This window comes from Corynebacterium sp. HMSC070H05, from assembly GCF_001837615.1.
In the GTDB taxonomy this organism is placed as follows: Bacteria; Actinomycetota; Actinomycetes; order Mycobacteriales; family Mycobacteriaceae; genus Corynebacterium; species Corynebacterium coyleae.
Window position 1 is genome coordinate 60657 of the sequence record NZ_KV833345.1, and the last position, 21598, is coordinate 82254.

Consider the following 21598-nt stretch of genomic DNA (forward strand, 5'->3'; position numbering starts at 1 on the left):
TTTTCGCGGTGTTGGACACCGCGCCAAATTACGCCTATCGCCCGCCCATGACAAATGCTGCCCCAGCGCCACCAATGATTGTCAACAGAGCGACGACGATGCCGATGATCGCACCGACAGGCATCGACGCTTGTGGTTCGTTCTTCTGGCGCTCAACCGAGGTGGAGAAGTCAACGCTGATGTTGGTGGTGGTCTTCGACTCAGTCGGTGTGGACGGCTCTGTGGTCTTGCCAGGCTTGTCCTTGCCGCGCTGTACCGGTGGCACGTCGTACGGAGTGGTCGGCTTGGGAGCGACGGGCAGAGTGACCGAGCCGCCACCATTGGCGCAGGCCTCGCGTGCCTTCTTGAAGGCATCGCGGAACTGTGCCGCATTGACCGAGCCGATGGCTTCCTTGGACGAGGCGTGCGCGTTTACCCACTTTTTGCGCTGGTCTGCCGGCATGTCTGCCAGAGCGCCCTCGAGACGACTGTTGCTCACTTCCTGCGGGAAGGAGGGGTAAATGTCGCGTGGGTCAGTGGCGCTGATGGTGCCACTTTCAAGGGCGTCATCCACAACACGCCAGAACTCAACATGATCCAGCGCCAGTCCGTCTTCGCTGGATACCAGCACGCTGTTCATGACTTCGGTGAAGTACCACTTTGCGCCTGCCGGATCTACATTTGCGGCGGCAGCGATGCGGTCTTCCCAACGGGCGGTTTCAGCGTTGCGGTTGGCATGGAACTGCCTGAAGTATGGGCCGTTGAATGCTTCGAGGAATTCTTGTGCGATGGGCGCAGCTTCCGGGAACGCTACCTCGAAGGCGTTGGTCCACTGCTGTTTTTGCTGCGCTTGGGGGCTCCTAAGGTCTCGCGGCAATGCTGCGGCGAAATCCTTTTCTGCAATGCTCATTTGCAATGAGCACACGCCGTTTTCGGGCTTGCCTACAGTGGCCGCGTCGGCGGAGGGCACGGCAGTGACAGCCGCTGCTGTAGTAGCTGTCAGGGCAAGCGCTGCGATCCTCCGTTTATTTAACACATAAGTAAGCGTAGCGCAGATGTCCAACTATTCACCCTTCGTGAGTAGGGTGACCTGCGTCTCAAGTACGGTTCATTCCGTGCTTAATTAACGTACGTGCTGGTTGGAGAAAGCTGAGTTAGTGCTACTCAGGAAACTCTCATGTAACGAAAAGGTGAATGTATCCCCGAAAAGGGCTATTTTTCCACGTCAAGGCCTAAATAACACCTATGTAATTTTGTCGAAGCGTGCTTACCTGCGACGGTGTGCGCCAACAGAATCGGCGATCCGAGCCGCAATATCGCGGGCAAACGGGCTCACCCCTCGAATCGTTCCGGCACCCGGTCCGTTGATGTTGTCAAACCCTAACACGTACAAACCAGGCGTGTCCCGGGGCAGCCCGCGGATAGGCCCGAGGGCCGGTCGAAACCCGGTTGCCCAGATGATCACGTCCGCGTCCACCTCGTCGAGCGAACCCACCATCGGACGCGCCTGAAGCAGGCCGGCGTCGCGCGCTCGGCGCACCTCCGGTACGACGACGATCTCTCCGCCGAAGTCCACCCCGCCCGGATCTGGCTCCCCCTTCGCAATTGCAGTGAGGCGCTCACGATTGCGGCGAAACAGCGTGGAACCGTCCACGTCGTCCGGCATGAAACCCGGTGCAGAACGTGTCAGCCACTGCGCCTTTACCCCGGCTAGCGCGAGGTCCGCCGTGATCTGGGCACCCGAGTTACCGCCACCGACGACCGCGACGCGCTGGCCTGCGAAATCTCCCGGTCGCGTGTAGTGCGCCGAGTGCAACTGCCTGCCCGAGAACTCACCCGGCACAAACGGCACGAACGGCGCAGACCAGATCCCGGTTGCAACCACCACGTTGCGGGCGTGGAGGTTTTGGGGGCGGATGGTGAAGCCAGTGTCGTCGATAAGCACACGCTCCACACGCTGCCCACGGCGAATGGGAAGGTCGTAGCGGGCCTCGTAGCGCGTTAAATAATCGACGACATGATCACGCGGCGGATACCCATCAAACGAAGGCATCGGCCAACCCGGCAGGTTGGAAAACTCCGCGCGCGAAAACAGCGTCAGCGAGTCCCAGTAGTTCGGCCACGCCCCACCGGGAGCGTCGGCGGCATCCAAAACCACGAAGTTCACGCCGTATTTGCGTAGGTAATACGACACGGCAAGGCCGGACTGGCCGCCGCCGATCACGACCGCATCAAGCATCATTTCGCATCTTCGCGGTTGCGGGGCGGATGAACTCGGCGATCCGGCTCGCTGGCGCCGTCGCGTCACCGTACGCAGTAGCAGCGGCCAGTTTCGCAGCCAAAGCGTGCACGGCCACCGCGCCGGCGAGTGCGACCTCCTCCCATAGCCGCTTGGCATGCATGAGCGCCAGGTGCGCGCCCGCAATGCCCGCGAGCACATCGCCCGATCCCGGAGTCGCCGCCCAGGAATGCCCCGCGTCGATCGCGTACGCCGTGTACGGGTCGCCCTCGTGCGCAATCACCGTCACCCGCCCCTTGCGTACCACCGTGCACTGCAGCGCGGCGGCCAGCGCGATGGTCTCGGCCATGCGGTCGCTCTCCCCCACGTTGGCCGCCTCGCGTAGGCGGGCGAACTCGCCGTCGTGCGGGGCCAGCACCGTCATCTGTTCGCGCTTGGCCACCTGTTCGCGCAGGTTGGGGTGTTGGGTGAGGAGGGTCAGGCCGTCGGCGTCGATAAGCACAGGCACCTCCTGGCCGAGCACCCACCGCAACTCCTCCGCCGCGGCCTCGTCAGTGCCCGCGCCCGGCCCGAACACCCACGCCTGCACCCTGCCAGCATCCTGGAGCGTGTGCGTAGCGACGACCTCCGGGTGCGCCCGCACCACCTCCACCGCCTGCGGGCCCGCGTAGCGCACCATCGCCGGGGTGGCGTTCACCGCGCCCGCAGTAGACAAGATAGCCGCGCCGGGATAGTCGCCGCTGCCTGCACGGATGCCGACCACGCCGCCGGTGTACTTGTCGTCCTCAGGCCCCGGCGCGATGTCTTGGAGCGGTGGCTGCCACAGGGTCTGTATCCCGTCGGGCCACTTCTGCTCGGACCACTTCTGCTCCGGCAGCACCGCCCGGTTTGCAATCAACAGCGGCGGGCCATCCTCTGCCCACAAGGTGAGTTGGTCGCCGAGCGTTTCGTGCAGGCGCTTGCCCGGCAATCCGATGTCGGCGAGCAACTGCACCCCGCACGCTGGCGAGAGCCCGTGGGCGCGGCGCCACCCGCCGAAGGTGACCGTCACATCGGCGTTGACGTGGCACTGCCCTGCCCAGCCGGTGTCGGCCTCCACACCGGTGGGCAAGTCCACGGCCAGCACTTGGGCGTTGAGTGCGTTGGCTAACTCGACTGCGGGGCGAAGGTTCTCGCGTACCTCGCCGGTCGCGCCGATGCCCGTCATCGCGTCGATAACCAGGGCGTAGTCCTGCCACTGCTCCGGGAGTTCCTCCAGCACCTCCCCGCCGGCTGCCGTGAACGCCCGCAGGGCACGCTCCTGCGCCGAGCCTGTGGGCAACACCGCATCCACCCGGTGGCCTGCCAGCAACAATTCCGCGCCGGCGTAGAGGCCGTCTCCCCCGTTGCCGCCAGGGCCTGCAAGCACGAGCACCCGGGCGCGTGTCTCAGTAACCCCAGCGAGCATCACGTTGGCTACCTCCGCCACGGCGTGGGCCGCGGACTGCATCAACTGGTCCTCGAACTCCTGCGCCGCAAGCAGGGGTGCTTCCGCAGCTCGGATCTGGTCGGCGGTAAACGTGGAGGAAAACATGCCTGCCACCGTAGCGCTACCACCGTGTGGAGGTAGCGGGGTGCGTGGTGTCGCAGCAAAGCAATAGAATTGCGCGCATGCCGTACACGACCGGTTTTGACCGCGAAAAATATATTGCAATGCAGTCCGAGCACATCCAAGCGCGGAGAGCCGAGGTAGGCGGCAAACTCTACCTGGAGATGGGTGGGAAGCTTTTCGACGACAACCACGCCTCCCGTGTTCTCCCCGGATTCACTCCGGACAACAAAATCGCCATGCTTGACCGCATCAAGGACGAAGTGGAAATTGTCATCTGCTTCAACGCTGGCGATGTCATCCGCCAAAAAGTGCGCGCGGACCTGGGTATTACATACGAAGATGACGTGCTGCGTCTTGTGGATGTGTTCCGCGACCGCGGATTCCTCGTCGAAAATGTGGTGTGCACCCAACTCGACGGACACAACCGCACCGTGGAGGCGTTCCTCGAGCGTCTTTCCCGCCTTGGCCTGAAGGTGTCGCGCCACTACATGATCCCTGGCTACCCCAACGACACCGCCAAGGTGGTCAGCGAAGAAGGGTTTGGCCGCAACGACTATGTGGAAACCTCCCGCGACCTGATTGTCATGACCGCGCCGGGACCTGGCTCCGGCAAGCTGGCCACCTGCCTGTCGCAGGTCTACCACGAGAACCAGCGAGGCATTGCCGCAGGTTACGCCAAGTTTGAGACGTTCCCCATCTGGAACCTGCCCCTCTCCCATCCGGTGAACCTGGCCTACGAGGCGGCCACCGCGGACCTGGACGATATCAACGTGATCGACCAGTACCACCTCGACGCCTACGGGGAGAAGGTCACCTCCTACAACCGCGACATTGAGGTCTTTCCGCTGCTGAAGACGCTGCTGCGTGAGGTTACGGGTACCGAGCCGTACCAGTCCCCGACCGATATGGGTGTCAACATGGCGGGCTATTGCATTTCCGACGACGAGGCCTGCCGCCACGCCGCCCAGCAGGAAATCATTCGCCGTTACTTTGCATCGCGTGTCGATGAACGCCGCATCGGCTCCGACTCCTCCATCTCTGACCGTGTGATGAACGTGATGCGCAAGGCGGATCTCTCTGTGCAGGACCGCGTTGTGGTTGCCCCGGCGCTCGACGTCGCGGAGGCGACCGGCAAGCCGGGTGCGGCACTTGAGTTGCCGGACGGCCGCATTGTCACCGGTAAGACTTCTGACCTGCTCGGACCTTCGGCTGCGGTGCTGCTCAATGCCCTGAAGCAGCTCGCGGGTATCGACGACGATGTGCACCTGCTCTCCCCCGATTCCATCGAGCCGATCCAGTCGCTGAAGACCCGCCACCTGGGTTCGGTCAACCCGCGCCTGCACACCGACGAGGTACTTATTGCCTTGTCCGTGTCGGCGGCGTCGAACCCGGACGCGGCGCTCGCGCTGGAGCACCTGAAGTCCCTTCGTGGTTGCGATGCTCACATCACGGCGATCCTTGGTTCTGTGGACGAGGGCATTTTCCGCAACCTTGGCGTGCTTGCAACGTCTGAGCCGCAGTACTGGCGAAAAGGGCTGTACCACAAACGCTAAGAAAATCTTAGATTTCTTCTTTAAAACGGCTCCGCTCGTTGTATTTGTGGTTTATGGTCGCCTGTATGCCTGTACAACAACCGCCGGTGGAGACCGCGTTGGCTCAGCTCAACGACGGCATTGCTGCCGCCCGAGCTGACCAGCGTGAGGAAGTCACGCTACCCAAACAGACCGCTGCCTGGATCCGTGATCTGCTCGAGGATCTTGCGGAGGGGCGCCTCATGCGCCCACCCAGCCCCGAAGATGAAATGACCACCCAGCAGGTAGCTGACCTGCTCAACGTGTCTCGTCCATACGTGGTCAAGCTTATCGACGAAGGCACACTGCCCGGCCACAGAGTCGGTACACACCGCCGCGTGTACACGCGCGACGTATACGCCTACAAAGAACGGACCCGCTCGACGTAGACTGCCAGGCATGACCAGCAAAATCCTGCTCTACTACAAGTTCCAGCCCATCGCCGACCCGGACGCGGTGCGTCTGTGGCAGCGTGACCTGTGCGAAGGGCTCGGCCTGACCGGCAGGATTATCGTCTCCGAACACGGCATTAACGGCACCGTCGGCGGCGACATCCGCGCCTGCAAAACCTACGCGAAGAAGACCAAAGAGTACTTCAAAGGCATCGAATTCAAGTGGTCCGAAGGCGGTGCCGAAGACTTCCCGAAACTCAGCGTCAAAGCCCGCGACGAGATCGTGGCGTTTGGCGCACCGGGGGAGTTGAAGGTTGATGAAAACGGTGTGATCGGCGGCGGAAAACACCTCACTCCGCAGCAGGTCAACGAGTTTGTGGAGGCCAACCCGGACGTGGTCTTCTTCGACGGGCGCAACACCCGCGAGGCCGAGATCGGACGGTTTAAAAACGCGGTGGTGCCAGATGTGGAAACCACTCACGACTTCATCAAAGAGCTCGAGTCCGGCAAGTACGACTGGATGAAGGACAAGCCGGTCATCTCGTACTGCACCGGCGGCATTCGCTGCGAGGTGCTGTCCAGCCTGATGATCAACCGCGGGTTCGAAGAGGTCTACCAAATCGACGGCGGCATCGTCCGCTACGGCGAAGCCTTCGGCAACTCCGGCCTGTGGGAGGGCTCCCTCTACGTGTTCGACGACCGCATGCACACCGAATTCGGTTCCGCGGACGACCCGGACTACGTCCAGCTCGGCCACTGCGTGCACTGCGGGGAGGCGACCAACCAGTTCTACAACTGCGCCAACGAGCCGGAGTGCCGCCAGCAGTACTTAAGCTGCGAGGCCTGCCGGGAGAAGAACCCGTACTGTGCGCAGTGCGCAACTACATCGTCGCCAGCATCCCAATAGTCAGAATCAGCCACGCCATGGTGAACGGCACGAGCGGGATCCAGAACACGCCCATCCACGGGATCCAGCGCTCGTAGCGGTTGAGTTTGCGCACCATGATCACCGCGCAGCCAATCAGGCCGGCGATCGGTGGGAGAGAGGTGACTACAGCCCAGGTGGTGCGCCAGGTTGGGGTGCACAGCCAAGTGGCGTCGCCGTCGCTGCACAGCGGCCCGCCCTGCAGGCGGGCGACCAGGCCTAACACAAACGCCAACAGGAACGTGACCCCAACGGTGCCCAGCGCCCACGTGATCGCCTGACGGGTGGAGCGCTTATTGCGCCGGTCTACCTCCAGCGGATCCGGGGCATCCGCCAACTCATCAAAGGAACGGGGCTCCGGGCGAACGCGGGAGAAGCGGTCGGCGGGGGAGTGCAGGTCGTTTTCAGGATGGTCGCGCATACGCCCTAACCTACTTCGCTGCCTCCGGACAGACGATGACGGGCACAGGCGCGTAGCGGATGAACTCGCCTTCGAGCGTGCCCAAAAACACCGTGCGCAGATTCGGCGACGGCTGCGAACCCAGGCACATGATGTCGCCCTTGCGCCACTTCACCGAGTCAATCGAGCGCTTCCAGCTCTTGCCGGTGGACACGGAGCTGGTCACGTCGAAATGGTCGAGGCGGTCGGGGGAGAGTTCGCATGCGTACTCCCAGGCTCGGTCGCGGGCGTGGTCAAGCATGCCGAGGGTGCGTTCGTACCATTTCGGGCCGTGCTCGTCGTAACTCGTCGGAGAGAACGCGATGATGCGCAGCGGCAGGTGCAGCGCGCACGCGAGGGCGGTGGCGTAGTCCAGGCCGTAAAACTCGGGCTCTTTCTTCCCGTCGGTGTCCACCACGGCGTAGGTCACGCGCGTGATGCCCTTCTTAGACAGCTTCACTCCGCGCGGTGCCAGCCCGAGGGGGATGGGGGAGGAGTAGAGCATTTCGTCCGTAACGCTGGACGGGCGTAGTCGGCCCTTGGGTGATTTTGCGCGGGAGCCCATGACGATGAGGTCAGCGTTGAACTCTAAGGCGTTGTCGAGAAGCGAGCGGACGGTATCTTTGCCGTCCTTGAGCGTGGCCACCTCTTTGGACCACTGCGATTTCGGGATCTGCCCGTCGAGTTCATCGACCACGCGTTTGTGGAACTCTTCGCGCATCTTCTTCAGCTGCTTCTTGCGGCTCTTCGCCGAGGTTGTCAGCGCCTGGATCGGCGGCAGTTGCGCAGATGCCATGACCTGCACCTTCATCGGCAGGGAGCGGCCGAGCCAGGCGGCGAACTCGACGGCTTCGCTACTTGTGGTGTCCCAGCCAACCGCAACGCGGAGAGGAGCATCCGAATCGACAGTGTTCGGTAGGCGTGCAGACTCGGGGGATACAGCGTGGTGGCTCACGTCGTGGCTCCTCGAAGTGGCAGTGTCGCTAGCAATCGTTTGAACATCAACATCATATGTGGCGTCGGCGACGCACCGAAAACGGCGTTACCATTGCGCAGATGTTTGTGTATGAGGGTGAGGTGTCGCACGAGTGGCGTCGTCGCCACGCATTGCGCGAGCTCAACGCAGGGCGCATGCGTATCGACGACGCCTGCGACGCCGACTTCATCCTCCGTGCCGCCGCCGAACACCACGGCACCGCATCCCCACGACCCTGCCCCATCTGTGGCGCCGAACTGCGGGAGATTACCTGGGTGTACAGCGAAAAACTCGGCCGACGCACCGGCACCGCCCGCAGCGCAGAAGAAATCGACCGCATGGTGCACGAGGTCGGCCCCATCACCGTCCACTTCGTGGAGGTTTGCCGCGACTGCAAGTGGAACCATCTGTTAAAGGAAGTCACTGCAGTACCAGTAGTGTGATTTCGCGTTGGCCGGGTAGGGTGTGCATAGAAAACGAGTAGGTAGCTCGCGGTTTCGCCCTCCCCGCGGGGGCCGCGAGTCAAATTGCGCAGGGAAAAACGAGTGTCAGATAAAGACAACGGCGGCGACACGACCGCCAAGAAGAAAAGCAACGGCTCAACGACCGTCACAACCAAGAAACGGTCGCGCGCATGGCAGTGGTTTATCGCGTTCTTGCTGTTCTTGGCCATGATTGCGGCGATCCCGCTGGCGTGGTTCTTCTGGAGCTACGCGCGCGCCGAGGTGCCCGAGCCGGGCAAGATTGAAACGGCGCAGATCTCCAACATCTTCTACCGCGACGGCGACAAGGAACTCGCCCGCATCGTCCCGCCGGAAGGCAACCGTAAGCAGATCCCGCTTGACCAGGTGCCCGAAGACGTCCAAAACGCGGTGCTTGCGGCAGAAGACCGTGACTTCTGGACCAACTCCGGCTTCTCCCCGACAGGCTTCGCTCGCGCCGCCATCGGGCAGCTCACCGGCAACGCATCCGCAGGTGGCGGCTCCACCATCACCCAGCAGTACGTGAAGAACGCACTGGTGGGCAACGAGCACTCCTACGAGCGTAAAGCTAAAGAGCTCGTCTACTCGGTGAAGATGACCAACCAGTGGGAAAAGGCCGACATTCTGCGCGCCTACCTGAACACGGTCTACTTCGGCCGCAACGCCTACGGCATCGAAGCCGCAGCGCACGCCTACTTCAACAAACCAGCCTCCCAGCTCACACTGGAGGAGGGCGCAGTCCTGGCCGCGTCGATCCAGCTGCCGAGCCAGCTTGACCCGTGGACCAACCGCGAAGCCGCGGAAGGCCGCTGGAACTACGTCATGGACGGCATGGTGGAAACCGGCGCCATCACCCAGGAGCGTCGCGCGGCCGCCCACTACCCGGAGACCCGTGACCCGGCCACCTACTCGGCCTACACGGAAGCAACCGGCGCAAATGGCCTGATTAAAAACCAGGTTGTGGCGGAGTTGGCCACCATTGGCATCACCGAGGACGACCTGACCAACCGTGGCCTGCAGATCACCACCACGATCGATGCCGGCACCCAGCAAAACGTCGAAGAGATCACCCGTCAGCGCCTGTCCTACCTACAGGATGACGCCCGCTCCGGCGTCGTTGCCATCGAGCCGAGTACCGGTGCCGTGCGCGCCTACTACGGCGGCGACGACCCGTCTGGCTGGGACTACGCCAACGCGGGCCTGCAAACGGGTTCGACGTTCAAGATCTTCGCGCTCGCGGCCGCCCTGCAGCAGGGCATCCCGCTGACGTCCATGTTCGATTCTTCCCCGGTGACCCTGCCGGGCAACCACGTCGTGACCAACTGGGACGGCGGCGGAGGCGGAATGCTGTCCATGAAGGAAGCCACCCGCACCTCCTCCAACACCGCCTACATGCGCATCCAGGACGAATTGGATAACACCACCCAGGACACCGCCGACATGGCGCATGCCCTCGGCGTGGCCAAGTCCATCCCGGGCATCCCTGTAACGCTGCGTGAAAACGGCGGCCAGCCCTACGAAGGCATCGTGCTGGGCCAGTACCAGTCGCGCGTGCTGGACATGGCTACCGCAGTGGCAACCCTGACCAACCGCGGCGCCATGCACCCAACCCACTTCGTGGAAAAGGTTGTGGACGCCAACGGTGAGGTCCTCTACGAGGTGGACCGCAACTACACCGAACGTCGCGTCTCCGAGCAGGTGGCGGACAACGTCCTCGAAGCAATGCAGACCGTGCCGGCGTACTCCAACGCGGTGCTCGCTGGCGGCCGCCCGTCCGCGGCAAAGACCGGCACTGCACAGCTGGGCAACACCGGCATGAACAAGGACGCCTGGATGGTCGGCTCCACCCCGCAGCTCGCTGTGGCCGTGTGGGTCGGTACCGCCGACAACACCTCCGCCATCTTCAATGAGTGGGGCGGCATCATGTGGGGCTCGAACACGCCGTCGCAGATCTGGAAGCAGGTCCTGGACACTGAGCTGGCGGATCAAGACTTTGAGTACTTCGAGCCGGCAAGCCCGGTGTACTGGGGCGTGAACGCCTACAAGGGTGGCGTTGGCCTGGGTGGTTACTACTCCACTCCGGCAACCCAAAACTCGGCTACCGGGACTGCGCCGACGGAATCCGAGTCGGCTGCATCTTCCGCTCCGAGCGAAGCACCTGCTCCGGCACCAGCACCGGCTCCCGCGCCAGCACCGGCACCTGCACCTGCTCCCGCACCGGCGCCTGCGCCGGACTTGCGTGATGCTGTCAACGATGTGATCGGCCAAGTTCAGGAGGCGTTCCAGTAACAGCATGTCTCAGACTGATCAAACAACCGTCACATGGCCGGACCCGGCCGACCGCGTCCAGCCCGGCAAAACCGAACCGGTGGCACGCGGCTGGGTGAACTACCTCGGCGGACCAATGGGCCGCTTCGCCCAGATCGGCCGCGCCCGGTTCTGGACGCCGCTACGCGCCATCATCGCCGTCGCATACATCTTCTTGTCCTTCGGCGCACTACAGAAGTCGCGCTGCGCTGGCGGCAAACTGGACGACAACGGCATCATGCAGCTCAACTGGGACGGCAACCGCCAGTTCGTCGCTGCCTGCTACAACGACATCATCCCGCTCTACGGAGCACGCGGTCTGGACCAGCCGGGCTTTGTCTACGCCTACTCGTGGGTAGAAGACGACCTGACCCGCTACATGGAATACCCGGTGCTCGCTGGCCTGTTCCAGCAGCTCAGCGCCTGGATCGCGCGCGGTACCTACTTCCTGACTGATAGCTTCCTGCCGGAATCCGGCTGGTACTTCTACGTCACCGCACTGCTGATGTCCATCATCTGGGTGATCACCATCCGCATGGTCGCGGAACTTGCCGGCAACCGCATCTGGGACACGCTGCTCGTCGCCGGTTCGCCGCTGCTGATCGTCCACGCGTTTACCAACTGGGACATCCCCTCGATCTTCTTCGCCGTCGCAGCGATGCTCGCGGCGCGCAACCGCAAGTGGTGGCTGGCCGGTGTGCTCGTCGGTTTGGGCACCGCGTTCAAACTGTGGCCGCTGTTCATCCTCGGCGCGTACCTCACTGTGGCGATCCGCAAGCGTGACCTCGTGCCGTTCTTCAAGATGGTCGGCGCCACCGCCATCACCTGGATCGCCGTCAACGCGCCGGTGTACCTGCGTTACCCAGACGCATGGAGCGAGTTCAACCGCCTCAACACCGACCGCGGCTGGGAGTGGACCACCATCTACGCGGTGCTCTCCCGCGAGTTCGGGTGGGCCGGCTTCGACTCCGGTGAGGGCGCCCCGGTGATCCTCAACGCCGTCACCCTGATCCTGTTCCTGCTCGGCTGCCTGTTCGTCCTCATCCTCGGCCTGCGTGCGCCGCAAACCCCGCGCATTGCGGAACTGATCGTGCTCATCGTCGGCTTCTTCCTGCTGTTTAACAAGGTATGGAGCCCGCAGTACTCTCTGTGGTTCGTGGTTCCCGCGGTCCTCGCACTGCCGTACTGGCGTCTGCTGCTGTCCTGGATGGTGGCGGACATGATGGTTTGGCCGGTGCTGATGTGGCACATGATGGGCGACGACAACATGGGTGTGCCGGGTTGGTTCCTGGACATCTTCATCCTGGCGCGCGATGCGTTTATCGTGGCGGTGATGGTGCTCGTCGTCAAGCAAATGCTCGGCAAGCGCCCGGACAAGGTCCGCGACGCGCACAACGGCCACGACCCGCTGATGTCGCTGCCTGCGCAGTGGAAAGAGCCTGTGCTTATCGACGAGCCCACGCCCGAGCCTGAGGTGGAGGCGGTGAGTACGCAACCATGACCACCGCAACGGTCCTCGGCATCGTCTCTATCCTGATCGCGTTTGCCCTGTTCGGCGCGTCGTTCTACATGGCAACGAAGGGCCGCAAGAAAGAGTCGATCATCTACGGCGCGGTTGCGTTTGTGTTCATGACGATCATCCCGGTGTCGCTCGCACTTTTCGTCGCGGTGCCAAACCCGACCTGATCTTCGTCGTTACAGTGGGGCCATGCTTACGAAGAAGATGGTTGCCCTGACAGTCGCCGCCACAGCAGGACTTGCCGTGGCGGCGTGTTCTGATTCTGGCGAGACTGCGCCCGAAACAGTCACTGAAACCGTCGCGCCCGAAACGGTGACGGAAACGTCGAACGCTGGAGCCGCTGTGTCCGAGGATCTCCCAGCCGCTGTGACCGGCTACTCGGACGAGGCGCGCAAGGATCTTGTCGACGAAAACGTGACCGAAGCCGAAGTCCAAGACGTCTTAAAGGCCGCCCAGGATGGCAAGGCCAAAGTGGAGTGGGACGATGACGGCTACTTCGAGGTGGAGTTCGGCGAAATCGACATTGATATCGATAAGGACGGCCTCGTTTTAGACGTCGACCGCTAAGACCGAAGATTTTCGCGTTTTGCTGCGGGTTCTGCTCGGTGAAAATATCCTGAAAGCACCGTGTCCGATACCGGACTGCTGTTGCTAAAAAGGAGCCCGCGTTGAACCGTCGAATTCTTACCCTGCCGCTCGCCGTATCGCTGGTCGCGGGCGGCCTTGCCCCAGCTGCAGTCGCCGCTACAGTCGGGCCGAATGAAGGGCCCATGGTGTTGGCGGCGAACGGGATCTGCATGTTAAAGCTGAACGATCGGGAAGCGGCAACCTACAGCGCTTGGGCCAACGTGCGCACACAAGAGGTGTACGCCAACGCTGCGGTGAAAGCATTTGAGGTGCTGTACCCCGGAACAGAGAACATCGTTCGGGAGTTCCGGGCAGAACCCTCGCTTGCAGAGCTTGTGGAGGCACAGAAGAATCTCGCGAGCAGGCTCGCAGACGCCAAAGAGGCTCAAAAGCGCACTGAGCAGCGGTACACGGAACGCCTCCAGCAGGTAGGTATGGAGCATGTGCTGGCACAACACCTCACCGAGGAACTTACAAAGGTCGAGGTGTGGGCGGTAAAGCCGAGCATCAAACAGGGCAGCATCTCGGAGCGGCCGGTCAGCGCACTTGGTGTTGAGGAGGCGAACCGTGTGCGGGGCAAGAGCGTGAACCGGCAGGACTTTGAAGACGTTGCCTGGAAGAGCTTCGTTGTGCAGGGCAACCTGTCCCAGTCCGATCTGAAGACTTTCCGGAAAACGTTCTTGGCCGCCGACGATGTCCAACTCGCCATCGGGGGAACGACGGCGTACCTCGAAGTGGATATGAACGCGCGGGTTGCCTGCGCAGACGGCGGCAACCGAGAGGTGAAGTACCCGACCAGCATTGACGAGGTTCGTAATTGGAACATCGACTCGCTGCGCGGTGAGGCGGGCTTGAGCAGTTTGAGTTCTCAGGGTGAGGTTGAGGTATCCCCGCTCGCGATCGTGGGCCTTGTGGTCGGAGTTCTCGCAGCTTTGGGTATTGCGGTTGCGGCGGTCGGGCCGTCGTTGGGCATCCCGCTGCCGGCTCTGCCGAAGTTGCCGGGGTTGCCGTTCTAACGCCAGCCGTTGGTGCCTGCCAACGATTGGTTGCCGGCCAATTGTCCGCAATGCGGAGTCTTTCATGTCATCCCCGCGGCCAGGGTTTTGAGCAGTGCAAACCGTGGGGTAGTCTGTTCAGGTTGCTTGACGCAACGACCCTCCTGCCATGACCACAAGGGTTATGGCCGAACAGACTAAGACCATAGGAGGTGATGAGGTCCGTGCGTCACTACGAAGTAATGATCATCCTCGATCCGCAGCAGGATGAGCGCACCGTTGCCCCGTCCCTGGATAAGTTCCTGGAGACTGTCCGCAAGGACAACGGCAAGGTGGAGAACGTTGATGTGTGGGGCAAGAAGCGTCTTGCTTACCCGATCAACAAGAAGGAAGAGGGCATCTACGCCGTTGTGAACCTCGACTGCGAGGCTGACACGGTCAAGGAGCTCGACCGTCTGCTGAACCTGAACGACAACGTTCTTCGTACCAAGGTTCTGCGTACCGATAAGTAAGACCGGTAGGCTCTACAACCACACGATCAGCAGGTAGGAAGGTTCACGAAACATGGCTCAAGGCGATACCCCGATTACCGTTGTCGGCAACTTGGTTGCTGACCCGGAACTGCGTTTCATCCCGAGCGGTGCCGCGGTTGCGAACTTCCGCATCGCGTCCACCCCACGTACGTATAACCGGGAGACGAACCAGTTCGAGGACGGCGAAGCACTGTTTCTGACCTGTAACTGCTGGCGCCAGATGGCCGAGAACGTCGCAGAGTCCCTGACCAAGGGCATGCGCGTTGTGGTCACCGGCAAGCTCAAGCAGCGTTCCTACCAAACTAAAGAGGGCGAAAACCGTACTGTGTTCGAGGTCGAGGTCGATGAGGTCGGCCCGTCCCTGAAGTACGCCACGGCTAACGTCAACCGCAACCCGCGTGAGGGCGGGCAGGGCGGCTACGGCGGCGGCCAGGGCAACCAGGGTGGCGGCTTCGGCGGCCAGAACCAGCAGCAGGGCGGCTTTAACCAGGGCGGTTTCGGCGGCGGCCAAGGTAACCAGGGTGGCGGCTTCGGCGGCCAAACCCAGGGCCAGGGCCAAGGCGGCCAGAACCAGCCCCAGCAGCCTGCACATGATCCGTGGGGTTCCGCACCCGAGGCCGGTGGCTTCGGTGGCGCGGGCGATGAGCCACCGTTCTAAACGACAACCACACATCAAGCATTTTTCACCATAAGGAAGGTTAGGATTATGAAGCTGATCCTCACCGCTGCCGTCGAGAAGCTTGGCGAACCTGGCGAGGTCGTCGAGGTCAAGAACGGTTACGGACGCAACTTCCTGCTCCCGCGCGGCCTGGCTATCCCGGCTACCCGCGGCGCAGAGAAGCAGATTGAAGACATTAAGCGTGCTCAGGCTGAGCGCCAGGTCCGCGACCTGGATCACGCCAAGGAGCTGCGCGACCAGCTCGACCAGCTCACCGGCGTCAAGGTTGCCGTTCGCACTGCGAACAACGGCAAGCTCTTCGGCTCCGTGAAGGCTGCCGACATCGCCGACGCCGTCAAGGCTGCCGGCGGCCCGAACCTGGACAAGCGCCGCATCACCGTGCCTAAGGGCCTGGTGACCAAGACCGGTGGCTACCAGGTCAAGGTCAACCTCCACGACGACGTGGAGGGCAAGGTGAACTTCGAGGTCGTAAGCGCATAAGCACCGCTTGACGACGACTGCGCGTCAGAACAGCACGCAGCAGTCCAACGACAACAGCACTTGTAGCGCGGGTCCCACTTGTGAGGAGTGGGGCCCGCGCTTTTTGCATGCCTGAAGGTGTGGAAGAATCCTCGCCATGATCTCTTCCCGCCTGCGCCGGGTGCGCAACACCGTTTTGTCCCTCACCGTCGCAGCAGCGGGCGTGCTTGGCATGGCAGCCACCCCAGCCCAAGCACTGGCCATGTATGCGGGTGACAGCATTCGCATCGAGTACAGCGATGGGGAGAAGTACGGCTGCACGTTGAACTCCATCGCGTACCGGGGCGGTGTGATGTACGGCGTCACCGCCGGTCACTGCCTCGCCCCGATCGGTGGGGCGCACGCGGTGCGGGTGCTGGCGGCGGATGCGCGAACCCCGATCGCGAGCAACCTGCAGGATTCAGGTTTCGAGCTCGAGGGCGACAACACCCTTGGCGGCGAGTTGAAGGACGTCGCCTGGTTCCGCATGGACCGCCACGTCACCGATGCCCACGCCATGCGTGGCGGGTTTATCGACATCCCGTTCATCGGTGCGCTGCACGGTCTGAGCCAGTTCGCGCAGTTCGTCAACCCCACGCGGCGTGTGGCGGGGCGCGCGCCGGTGACGTCGGTACGCGAAGGCCAGATTGTGTGCAAGGACGGCGCACGCACCTCCCGTACCTGCGGACCGGTGCTCAACGTGAACCCGCGCACCGGAGAGATCGCGGTGATGATCCTGTCGCTGCAGGGCGATTCGGGCTCCCCGCTGTACACCGTGAATCCGGACGGCAGCACCAACATCGTCGGGATTATCTCCGGCGCGGCCTACGGGATCCTCGTCGCGGCGGATGCTGCAACGCCACTGCCAGCAGGTCTGCGGTAAAAGAGGGTCTTGCTGGACACCGCGAATCTGTATATCGTTGCGGATATACATCGATCTGTGGAGGGTGTCATGGCAGAACCTATTCGAGAGGAACCGAATGTGAGCGGTCCGATCCGTACGACTGTTTTTAAATCTGGGAACAGCCAGGCAGTGCGAATCCCTGCAGCACTACGCATTGCATCTGGGGCTGTGTCCATTGAAGCCGTGCCGGAAGGGCTTCTTCTGAGGCCGGAGGAAGAGGATTTCGGACTTGTCGTCGCCAGGCTTCGTGAATTCCAGAAGGAACACAACCTCGAGCAGGGACTAATTGAGGAAATTGAAGACCTCCCACTCGACGAAGTGCCGAACCTCGATCATTCCCCTGATCACGGAGGATGAACGATTCGATGGGATATCTTCTTGACACGAATGTCTGGATCGACATTGAACGGGGAACTCAACCCCGGGTTGTCCAACGAGTAACTGAATGTGCGAGCTCAAAGCTATGGCTCTCTACTGTTGTTCTCGGTGAGATTGAAGCGGGTATTCAGCGGTCGGTAAATCCAGAGATCCTGCACCGGACGTACAGGGTACTGCTACACGGTAGACGCATATTGGGAGTCGATGAGGAATGTGCATCGATTTACGGACGGCTTCGGGCAGATCTTCTAGATAGAGGGCTACCGATTGGGGCTAACGATCTATGGATTGCGGCCCAAGCGATCCGACAAGACTTAGTCCTAGTCACCGCCAACGAGAAAGAGTTTTCACGGGTTGGCGGCTTGAAGATTGAGAACTGGCGGTAGCCCCATGTTTCTTACCCGTGTGCGCATTGATGCTCCTGTCCAGGGCTACGCGCGTGATCTGTCGGTGGTGCACTCCCTCCAGCAAACGCCGCTCGAGTTAGGCCAGGTCACGCTGTTGACCGGCGATAACGGTTCCGGAAAATCCACGCTCGTCGAGGCGATCGCCGTGGCCATGGGCGCCAACGCTGCTGGCGGTTCGCGCCACGCGCGCTTTACCGCCGCAGACCATTCGGCCCTGCACCGCTCGCTCACGCTGACGCGCCGCGAAAACCCCCGCGACGTCTACTTCCTGCGCGGCGAAACATACCTTGACCTTGCGGAATACCACGAGAGCCTGGGGCCCGCCGACCCGCTTGTAGGCCTCACCAGACGCAGCCACGGCCAGGGCATCATGGACCTGGCGCGCACCCGCTTCGGCCCGGACTCGCTAATTCTTCTCGACGAGCCCGAAGACGGCCTCTCCACCTTCTCCCAACTCGAACTCCTCGGCCTGCTGACGGTGCTAGCGCGGCGTGGGGCACAGGTGGTCGTCGCAACGCATTCGCCCGTGCTCCTCGCCATCCCAGACGCCCGCATCCTGCATGTTCCCGACCTTGAGCCCATGCTTTACGACGACTGCGAGCCCGTCACCGCCACCCGCGAATTCATCAACGACCCAGCCGGCACCGCCCGCTACCTGGTGGGGCCATGATGTTCATCCAACGCGTTGACGTCGACGCCCAAGCTGCACCGCCATGGGCTGTGGAAACCCCGGCCATCGCGCACGTCGCCGAGTTCGGTTTTGCCTTGAGGCGGCCAATCACGGTGATTACCGGCGGCAACGGGGTGGGCAAGTCCACGCTGTTGGAAGGCATGGCGCGTGCCTGGGGGTTCACGTTGGAAGGCGGCACGTGGGGTGTAGAAAAGGCCGGCGCCCACGACCCGCTGTACGGCGTGCTCACCCTGACCACCGGCCCGCGGGCGAAAGTCGGCTACTTCCTGCGCGGTGAAACCCATACGCGCATCACCGAATTCGGCGGGCGCTCCCACGGCGAATCGGTCCTCGAACTGACATCGCGGCTGATCCCCAACGCGCTCTATCTTCTCGACGAGCCCGAGTCCGGCCTTTCCCCCGTCGCCCAAATGGCCCTACTGGCGCAGTTGCATGCGTTGGGTGAAGTGGGGGCGCAGATAGTCGTCGTCACGCATTCGCCTATCGTGGCGGCGATCCCGGGTGCGGAGATCGTCGAGATCAGCGACGATGGCGTGGAGCGCAACGTCGCCGTAGAGGACACCCTGGCGTTTCGGGCGATGCGCGACTTCCTCGCGGACCCCCACGGCATCGCCGAGTTCATGGCGGACTGGGCAGAAGGGGAGTTTGGTTAAGCGTCTTTGAGACGCGCCATGAGGTTAGCGCGCTCGTTGAAAATACGATCGAGCTCAGCGTGCGTAAGTCGCCGTGTTTCCTCGTAGCTCGCGACTTCCGACTCGTCGAATGATTCCATGACGCTGATACTACTGTATCTGCAGGCCTGGGCCGTGTCGTGGCGGTGTTATAGGGTTGCGCCATGACAGCGACGCGCACACAAGCAGACGAACTTCTCAAAGGTATTACGGGCCCCGGGGCCATGCTTCGTAGCGATCAGTGGACCGCCATCGATGCGTTAGTGAATCAGCGCAAACGCATGCTTGTCGTGCAGCGCACCGGTTGGGGTAAGTCGGCGGTGTACTTCATTGCGGCGAAGTTGCTGCGTGAGGCGGGTGCGGGGCCGTCGATTATTGTGTCGCCACTGTTGGCGTTGATGCGTAACCAGGTGGAGTCGGCGGCGCGCGCAGGGATTCGCGCGGCGACGATCAACTCGGCGAACATGACCGAGTGGGACGAGATCCAGGCACGCCTGAACGACTATGACCTGCTGCTGATCAGTCCAGAGCGACTCAACGCGCCGGATTTTAGAGAGCAGGTCCTGCCGCAACTCGCGCGCTCCGCGGGGATGCTGGTGGTGGATGAGGCGCACTGTATTTCGGACTGGGGCCACGACTTCCGCCCTGATTACCGGCGCATTGCGGTGCTTATTAGCGACCTCCCGGAGGCTACCCCGGTCCTCGCCACGACGGCGACCGCGAATGACCGTGTGGTCGCTGACGTTGTCGCCCAACTCGGCGAGAACACCGGTGTGCTGCGTGGCGGGCTGGACCGCGAGTCGCTTGCGCTCAACGTGGTGCAGTTACCGGACCCAACGCAGCGCGCGGCGTGGATCGCGCAGTATCTCGCCTATGTCAACGGCTCCGGCATCATCTACTGCCTGACGGTCGCCGCTGCGCACGACCTCGCCGAGGCACTCGAAAACGCCGGTTGGAACGTCGCCGCTTACACCGGCCGCACCGAGGCGGAGGAACGCGAACGCCTCGAGCGCGCCCTGATCGACAACGAACTCAAAGCGCTCGTAGCCACGTCCGCGCTGGGCATGGGATTCGACAAACCGGACCTGGGCTTTGTTGTGCATCTGGGGGCGCCGTCGTCGCCAGTGAGTTACTACCAGCAGATCGGCCGCGCCGGGCGTGCCACCGACCACGCTGAGGTCGTGCTGCTGCCCGGGCCTGAGGACGAGCGCGTGTGGGACTACTTCGCGTCCGTGTCCATGCCGGAGGAACACGTGGTGCGCCAACTGCTGGACACACTCAGCGAGGAGCCGTTGTCCACACCCAAACTGGAAAACTTCGTGGACCTCTCCCGCACTCGCATCGACCAGGCGTTGAAGGTGCTTGATGTCGACGGTGCCGTGCGCCGCGTCAAGGGCGGCTGGGTATCCACGGGTGCTGCCTGGAAGTATGACCACGAGCGCTACGGTGGGCTCGCCGAAGCGCGTAAGCGCGAACAGGACCTGATGCTGGCTTACGAAGCCACGGACGGGTGCCGCATGGCGTTTCTACGTCGTGAACTCGACGACCCCACTCTCGCGCCCGATGAGCGTTGCGGGCGCTGCGACAACTGCACCGGCAATCACCTGCCAGTGGACGTGGACGCTGCGTTGGCGCAGCGTATGGACGAACAACTGCGCACCCCCGGCGTCCAAATCACCCAACGCAAAATGTGGCCGACCGGCTCCGCGCGCCGCGGCAAGATCAAGGGCGTGCTGCAAGGCAAAGCGTTGGGGCGCCTTAACGACGTCGCCCGCGGTCCCGCCCTGGCAGAGCTGCTGCGGGCGAACACCTACCGGCCGCTGAGCAACTGGCGTGAGGATGCCTGGCTGGGCCGGTTCGTCGCCGTGCTCACGGACTGGGCCTGGGAGGAACGCCCCACCACTGTCGTCGCTTTGGGCGATGCTGATCCGGCACGAAACGAGATGATCGCCACCACCGCAGAAGCGCTGGCAAGGGTGGGGCAGATGCGGTTTGGTGGGGTCGTCGATACGCCATCGCGCGAGGTAGAAGCACGAAACTCGGCGTTTCGCGTCAACGGGCTTGACCGGTACTACGACTACACGGGCCTCGAGGTGGAGACAGGCCCCGTGCTGCTGCTGACCGGGGAGGTGGATTCAGGTTGGTCGGTCACGGTTGCGGCGGCCGACATTGCGGAGCGGTACGGGGTGGAGGTGCTACCGCTGGCGTTTGCTTCGCGCGCGTGATGCGGACTCGGCGATGGCGGCGGCGAAGACAAGCACCGTGCCGACTGGGATGAGGAGCATGAACAAGTTGATGATCGGCAACGCCATGTCGGCCTGGTACTCCTCCCAATGCGCAACGGCCATCGAGCCCCAGCCGACGACGAGGCAGGCGGTTGCGAGCCACACCGTGACCAGTGCGCCTATTTTCTTGCGACCGCGCGCCGCGACGGTGAACCACGTGGCACCACCGAGTGCGAGCAATGTGGTCGCGGCCTCGAGGGTGCCGAAGGCCGCCGTGACGGTCCGAAATTCCCAGCCGTCGCCGATCAGACGCAACAGGCTTATCCACGCCGCAGGAAACGCCACCATCGCGATGGCGTAGATCCAAAGAATGCCTCGTGTCTCCATGTACGCACTGTAACTGCGGAATAGTTTTCATGGCGTGTGATTGATGTGGATAAGTGTGGATCCAAAGTGCCTGGGCACGTGGCTGCAGGGTCGAAAAAGGGGTCCGAAACTGTTGAAATGTGCTTTGTCAAACCCCGTGGTGAGAAGTTATCCCCCGGCTACACCCGGGGTATGCGGTTTGGA

General features: G+C 62.6%; 25 protein-coding genes. 18 read left to right on the top strand and 7 right to left on the bottom strand.

The features are described 5' to 3' along the window. Positions 1-34: 34 nt before the first annotated feature. The 3 genes from HMPREF2617_RS11345 to HMPREF2617_RS11355 form a co-directional block, all read right to left on the bottom strand. On the bottom strand, positions 35-889 hold the full coding sequence (locus tag HMPREF2617_RS11345) for a hypothetical protein (RefSeq protein WP_070840771.1): 855 nt from the start codon (positions 887-889) through the stop codon (positions 35-37). Positions 890-1246: 357 nt separating this feature from the next. Then, positions 1247-2218 carry an NAD(P)-binding domain-containing protein gene (locus HMPREF2617_RS11350; RefSeq protein ID WP_070840772.1) on the bottom strand — a complete coding sequence of 324 codons (972 nt, stop codon included), beginning with the start codon at positions 2216-2218 and terminating at the stop codon, positions 1247-1249. Continuing rightward, positions 2211-3791 carry an NAD(P)H-hydrate epimerase gene (locus tag HMPREF2617_RS11355; protein WP_070840773.1) on the bottom strand — a complete coding sequence of 527 codons (1581 nt, stop codon included), beginning with the start codon at positions 3789-3791 and terminating at the stop codon, positions 2211-2213. Before HMPREF2617_RS11355 ends, HMPREF2617_RS11350 begins: the two co-directional genes overlap by 8 nt. A 77-nt stretch (positions 3792-3868) precedes the next feature. Here HMPREF2617_RS11355 and HMPREF2617_RS11360 point away from each other — a divergent pair, with 77 nt between their 5' ends. From HMPREF2617_RS11360 to HMPREF2617_RS11370, 3 genes are all read left to right on the top strand, one after another. Further along, positions 3869-5362, top strand: a complete 1494-nt coding sequence (locus HMPREF2617_RS11360) for a DUF1846 domain-containing protein (RefSeq protein WP_070840774.1) — start codon at positions 3869-3871, stop codon at positions 5360-5362. 65 nt (positions 5363-5427) lie between these two features. Then, positions 5428-5769, top strand: a complete 342-nt coding sequence (locus HMPREF2617_RS11365) for a helix-turn-helix domain-containing protein (protein ID WP_070450708.1) — start codon at positions 5428-5430, stop codon at positions 5767-5769. A 10-nt stretch (positions 5770-5779) separates the two neighbouring features. After that, positions 5780-6679 carry an oxygen-dependent tRNA uridine(34) hydroxylase TrhO gene (locus HMPREF2617_RS11370; protein ID WP_070568400.1) on the top strand — a complete coding sequence of 300 codons (900 nt, stop codon included), beginning with the start codon at positions 5780-5782 and terminating at the stop codon, positions 6677-6679. On the opposite strand, the gene HMPREF2617_RS11375 is transcribed toward HMPREF2617_RS11370, so the two are convergent. Both HMPREF2617_RS11375 and HMPREF2617_RS11380 read right to left on the bottom strand, forming a co-directional pair. Continuing rightward, positions 6654-7118, bottom strand: coding sequence for a hypothetical protein (locus HMPREF2617_RS11375; RefSeq protein WP_070422061.1), 465 nt, complete (start codon positions 7116-7118; stop codon positions 6654-6656). The two genes, HMPREF2617_RS11370 and HMPREF2617_RS11375, sit on opposite strands and share 26 nt — an antisense overlap. A 10-nt stretch (positions 7119-7128) precedes the next feature. Beyond that, entirely contained in the window at positions 7129-8091 is a 963-nt protein-coding gene (locus HMPREF2617_RS11380; RefSeq protein ID WP_070840776.1) for a universal stress protein, read from the bottom strand. 101 nt (positions 8092-8192) lie between these two features. Here HMPREF2617_RS11380 and HMPREF2617_RS11385 point away from each other — a divergent pair, with 101 nt between their 5' ends. The 14 genes from HMPREF2617_RS11385 (at position 8193) to HMPREF2617_RS11450 (ending at position 18785) form a co-directional block, all read left to right on the top strand. Then, positions 8193-8555 carry a DUF5318 family protein gene (locus tag HMPREF2617_RS11385; protein WP_070422103.1) on the top strand — a complete coding sequence of 121 codons (363 nt, stop codon included), beginning with the start codon at positions 8193-8195 and terminating at the stop codon, positions 8553-8555. A 102-nt stretch (positions 8556-8657) separates the two neighbouring features. Next, entirely contained in the window at positions 8658-10883 is a 2226-nt protein-coding gene (locus HMPREF2617_RS11390; protein WP_070840777.1) for a transglycosylase domain-containing protein, read from the top strand. A gap of 4 nt (positions 10884-10887) precedes the next feature. Further along, positions 10888-12402 carry a glycosyltransferase family 87 protein gene (locus tag HMPREF2617_RS11395; RefSeq protein ID WP_083279383.1) on the top strand — a complete coding sequence of 505 codons (1515 nt, stop codon included), beginning with the start codon at positions 10888-10890 and terminating at the stop codon, positions 12400-12402. After that, the gene (locus tag HMPREF2617_RS11400; protein WP_070422058.1) at positions 12399-12587 is read left to right on the top strand and encodes a hypothetical protein; all 189 of its coding nucleotides are present in this window, start codon (positions 12399-12401) and stop codon (positions 12585-12587) included. Before HMPREF2617_RS11395 ends, HMPREF2617_RS11400 begins: the two co-directional genes overlap by 4 nt. Positions 12588-12609: 22 nt before the next feature. Next, positions 12610-12987 carry a hypothetical protein gene (locus tag HMPREF2617_RS11405; RefSeq protein ID WP_070450698.1) on the top strand — a complete coding sequence of 126 codons (378 nt, stop codon included), beginning with the start codon at positions 12610-12612 and terminating at the stop codon, positions 12985-12987. 101 nt (positions 12988-13088) lie between these two features. Beyond that, on the top strand, positions 13089-14063 hold the full coding sequence (locus HMPREF2617_RS11410; RefSeq protein WP_141763062.1) for a hypothetical protein: 975 nt from the start codon (positions 13089-13091) through the stop codon (positions 14061-14063). 194 nt (positions 14064-14257) lie between these two features. After that, entirely contained in the window at positions 14258-14554 is a 297-nt protein-coding gene (gene rpsF, locus HMPREF2617_RS11415) for a 30S ribosomal protein S6 (protein ID WP_070422055.1), read from the top strand. A gap of 52 nt (positions 14555-14606) precedes the next feature. After that, positions 14607-15233 carry a single-stranded DNA-binding protein gene (locus HMPREF2617_RS11420; RefSeq protein WP_070422054.1) on the top strand — a complete coding sequence of 209 codons (627 nt, stop codon included), beginning with the start codon at positions 14607-14609 and terminating at the stop codon, positions 15231-15233. Positions 15234-15281: 48 nt separating this feature from the next. After that, entirely contained in the window at positions 15282-15734 is a 453-nt protein-coding gene (rplI, locus tag HMPREF2617_RS11425; protein ID WP_070422053.1) for a 50S ribosomal protein L9, read from the top strand. Positions 15735-15870: 136 nt separating this feature from the next. After that, positions 15871-16635 (top strand): chymotrypsin family serine protease, encoded by a 765-nt coding sequence (locus tag HMPREF2617_RS11430; protein ID WP_070820115.1) that lies wholly within the window; start codon positions 15871-15873, stop codon positions 16633-16635. Positions 16636-16704: 69 nt separating this feature from the next. After that, positions 16705-17013 carry an antitoxin gene (locus HMPREF2617_RS11955; RefSeq protein ID WP_141739352.1) on the top strand — a complete coding sequence of 103 codons (309 nt, stop codon included), beginning with the start codon at positions 16705-16707 and terminating at the stop codon, positions 17011-17013. 8 nt (positions 17014-17021) lie between these two features. Then, positions 17022-17420, top strand: a complete 399-nt coding sequence (locus HMPREF2617_RS12480) for a type II toxin-antitoxin system VapC family toxin (RefSeq protein ID WP_070450728.1) — start codon at positions 17022-17024, stop codon at positions 17418-17420. 4 nt (positions 17421-17424) lie between these two features. Then, complete coding sequence (locus HMPREF2617_RS11445; RefSeq protein ID WP_070828859.1) at positions 17425-18111, top strand: AAA family ATPase; 687 nt, start codon at positions 17425-17427, stop codon at positions 18109-18111. Further along, on the top strand, positions 18108-18785 hold the full coding sequence (locus tag HMPREF2617_RS11450; RefSeq protein WP_083323280.1) for an AAA family ATPase: 678 nt from the start codon (positions 18108-18110) through the stop codon (positions 18783-18785). The genes HMPREF2617_RS11445 and HMPREF2617_RS11450 overlap by 4 nt, the downstream gene beginning before the upstream one ends. On the opposite strand, the gene HMPREF2617_RS12390 is transcribed toward HMPREF2617_RS11450, so the two are convergent. Then, the gene (locus HMPREF2617_RS12390) at positions 18782-18904 is read right to left on the bottom strand and encodes a hypothetical protein (protein ID WP_256365573.1); all 123 of its coding nucleotides are present in this window, start codon (positions 18902-18904) and stop codon (positions 18782-18784) included. The two genes, HMPREF2617_RS11450 and HMPREF2617_RS12390, sit on opposite strands and share 4 nt — an antisense overlap. 63 nt (positions 18905-18967) lie before the next feature. On the opposite strand from HMPREF2617_RS12390, the gene HMPREF2617_RS11455 reads away from it, so the two are divergent. Beyond that, positions 18968-21028, top strand: coding sequence for a RecQ family ATP-dependent DNA helicase (locus HMPREF2617_RS11455; RefSeq protein WP_070840780.1), 2061 nt, complete (start codon positions 18968-18970; stop codon positions 21026-21028). Here the strand turns inward: HMPREF2617_RS11455 and HMPREF2617_RS11460 are convergent. Next, the gene (locus HMPREF2617_RS11460) at positions 20999-21415 is read right to left on the bottom strand and encodes a hypothetical protein (RefSeq protein ID WP_070840781.1); all 417 of its coding nucleotides are present in this window, start codon (positions 21413-21415) and stop codon (positions 20999-21001) included. The genes HMPREF2617_RS11455 and HMPREF2617_RS11460 overlap by 30 nt on opposite strands. Between the last annotated feature and the right edge of the window lie 183 nt (positions 21416-21598).

What these genes read in the sequence shown, in the direction of transcription:
- HMPREF2617_RS11345 (WP_070840771.1), bottom strand. Translation starts at nt 889, where the DNA reads ATGAGCATTGCAGAAAAGGATTTCGCCGCAGCATTGCCGCGAGACCTT.
- HMPREF2617_RS11350 (WP_070840772.1), bottom strand. Translation starts at nt 2,218, where the DNA reads ATGCTTGATGCGGTCGTGATCGGCGGCGGCCAGTCCGGCCTTGCCGTG.
- HMPREF2617_RS11355 (WP_070840773.1), bottom strand. Translation starts at nt 3,791, where the DNA reads ATGTTTTCCTCCACGTTTACCGCCGACCAGATCCGAGCTGCGGAAGCA.
- HMPREF2617_RS11360 (WP_070840774.1), top strand. Translation starts at nt 3,869, where the DNA reads ATGCCGTACACGACCGGTTTTGACCGCGAAAAATATATTGCAATGCAG.
- HMPREF2617_RS11365 (WP_070450708.1), top strand. Translation starts at nt 5,428, where the DNA reads ATGCCTGTACAACAACCGCCGGTGGAGACCGCGTTGGCTCAGCTCAAC.
- HMPREF2617_RS11370 (WP_070568400.1), top strand. Translation starts at nt 5,780, where the DNA reads ATGACCAGCAAAATCCTGCTCTACTACAAGTTCCAGCCCATCGCCGAC.
- HMPREF2617_RS11375 (WP_070422061.1), bottom strand. Translation starts at nt 7,118, where the DNA reads ATGCGCGACCATCCTGAAAACGACCTGCACTCCCCCGCCGACCGCTTC.
- HMPREF2617_RS11385 (WP_070422103.1), top strand. Translation starts at nt 8,193, where the DNA reads ATGTTTGTGTATGAGGGTGAGGTGTCGCACGAGTGGCGTCGTCGCCAC.
- HMPREF2617_RS11395 (WP_083279383.1), top strand. Translation starts at nt 10,888, where the DNA reads ATGTCTCAGACTGATCAAACAACCGTCACATGGCCGGACCCGGCCGAC.
- HMPREF2617_RS11400 (WP_070422058.1), top strand. Translation starts at nt 12,399, where the DNA reads ATGACCACCGCAACGGTCCTCGGCATCGTCTCTATCCTGATCGCGTTT.
- HMPREF2617_RS11405 (WP_070450698.1), top strand. Translation starts at nt 12,610, where the DNA reads ATGCTTACGAAGAAGATGGTTGCCCTGACAGTCGCCGCCACAGCAGGA.
- rpsF (WP_070422055.1), top strand. Translation starts at nt 14,258, where the DNA reads ATGAGGTCCGTGCGTCACTACGAAGTAATGATCATCCTCGATCCGCAG.
- HMPREF2617_RS11420 (WP_070422054.1), top strand. Translation starts at nt 14,607, where the DNA reads ATGGCTCAAGGCGATACCCCGATTACCGTTGTCGGCAACTTGGTTGCT.
- rplI (WP_070422053.1), top strand. Translation starts at nt 15,282, where the DNA reads ATGAAGCTGATCCTCACCGCTGCCGTCGAGAAGCTTGGCGAACCTGGC.
- HMPREF2617_RS11430 (WP_070820115.1), top strand. Translation starts at nt 15,871, where the DNA reads ATGATCTCTTCCCGCCTGCGCCGGGTGCGCAACACCGTTTTGTCCCTC.
- HMPREF2617_RS11955 (WP_141739352.1), top strand. Translation starts at nt 16,705, where the DNA reads ATGGCAGAACCTATTCGAGAGGAACCGAATGTGAGCGGTCCGATCCGT.
- HMPREF2617_RS12480 (WP_070450728.1), top strand. Translation starts at nt 17,022, where the DNA reads ATGGGATATCTTCTTGACACGAATGTCTGGATCGACATTGAACGGGGA.
- HMPREF2617_RS11445 (WP_070828859.1), top strand. Translation starts at nt 17,425, where the DNA reads ATGTTTCTTACCCGTGTGCGCATTGATGCTCCTGTCCAGGGCTACGCG.
- HMPREF2617_RS11450 (WP_083323280.1), top strand. Translation starts at nt 18,108, where the DNA reads ATGATGTTCATCCAACGCGTTGACGTCGACGCCCAAGCTGCACCGCCA.
- HMPREF2617_RS12390 (WP_256365573.1), bottom strand. Translation starts at nt 18,904, where the DNA reads ATGGAATCATTCGACGAGTCGGAAGTCGCGAGCTACGAGGAAACACGG.
- HMPREF2617_RS11455 (WP_070840780.1), top strand. Translation starts at nt 18,968, where the DNA reads ATGACAGCGACGCGCACACAAGCAGACGAACTTCTCAAAGGTATTACG.
- HMPREF2617_RS11460 (WP_070840781.1), bottom strand. Translation starts at nt 21,415, where the DNA reads ATGGAGACACGAGGCATTCTTTGGATCTACGCCATCGCGATGGTGGCG.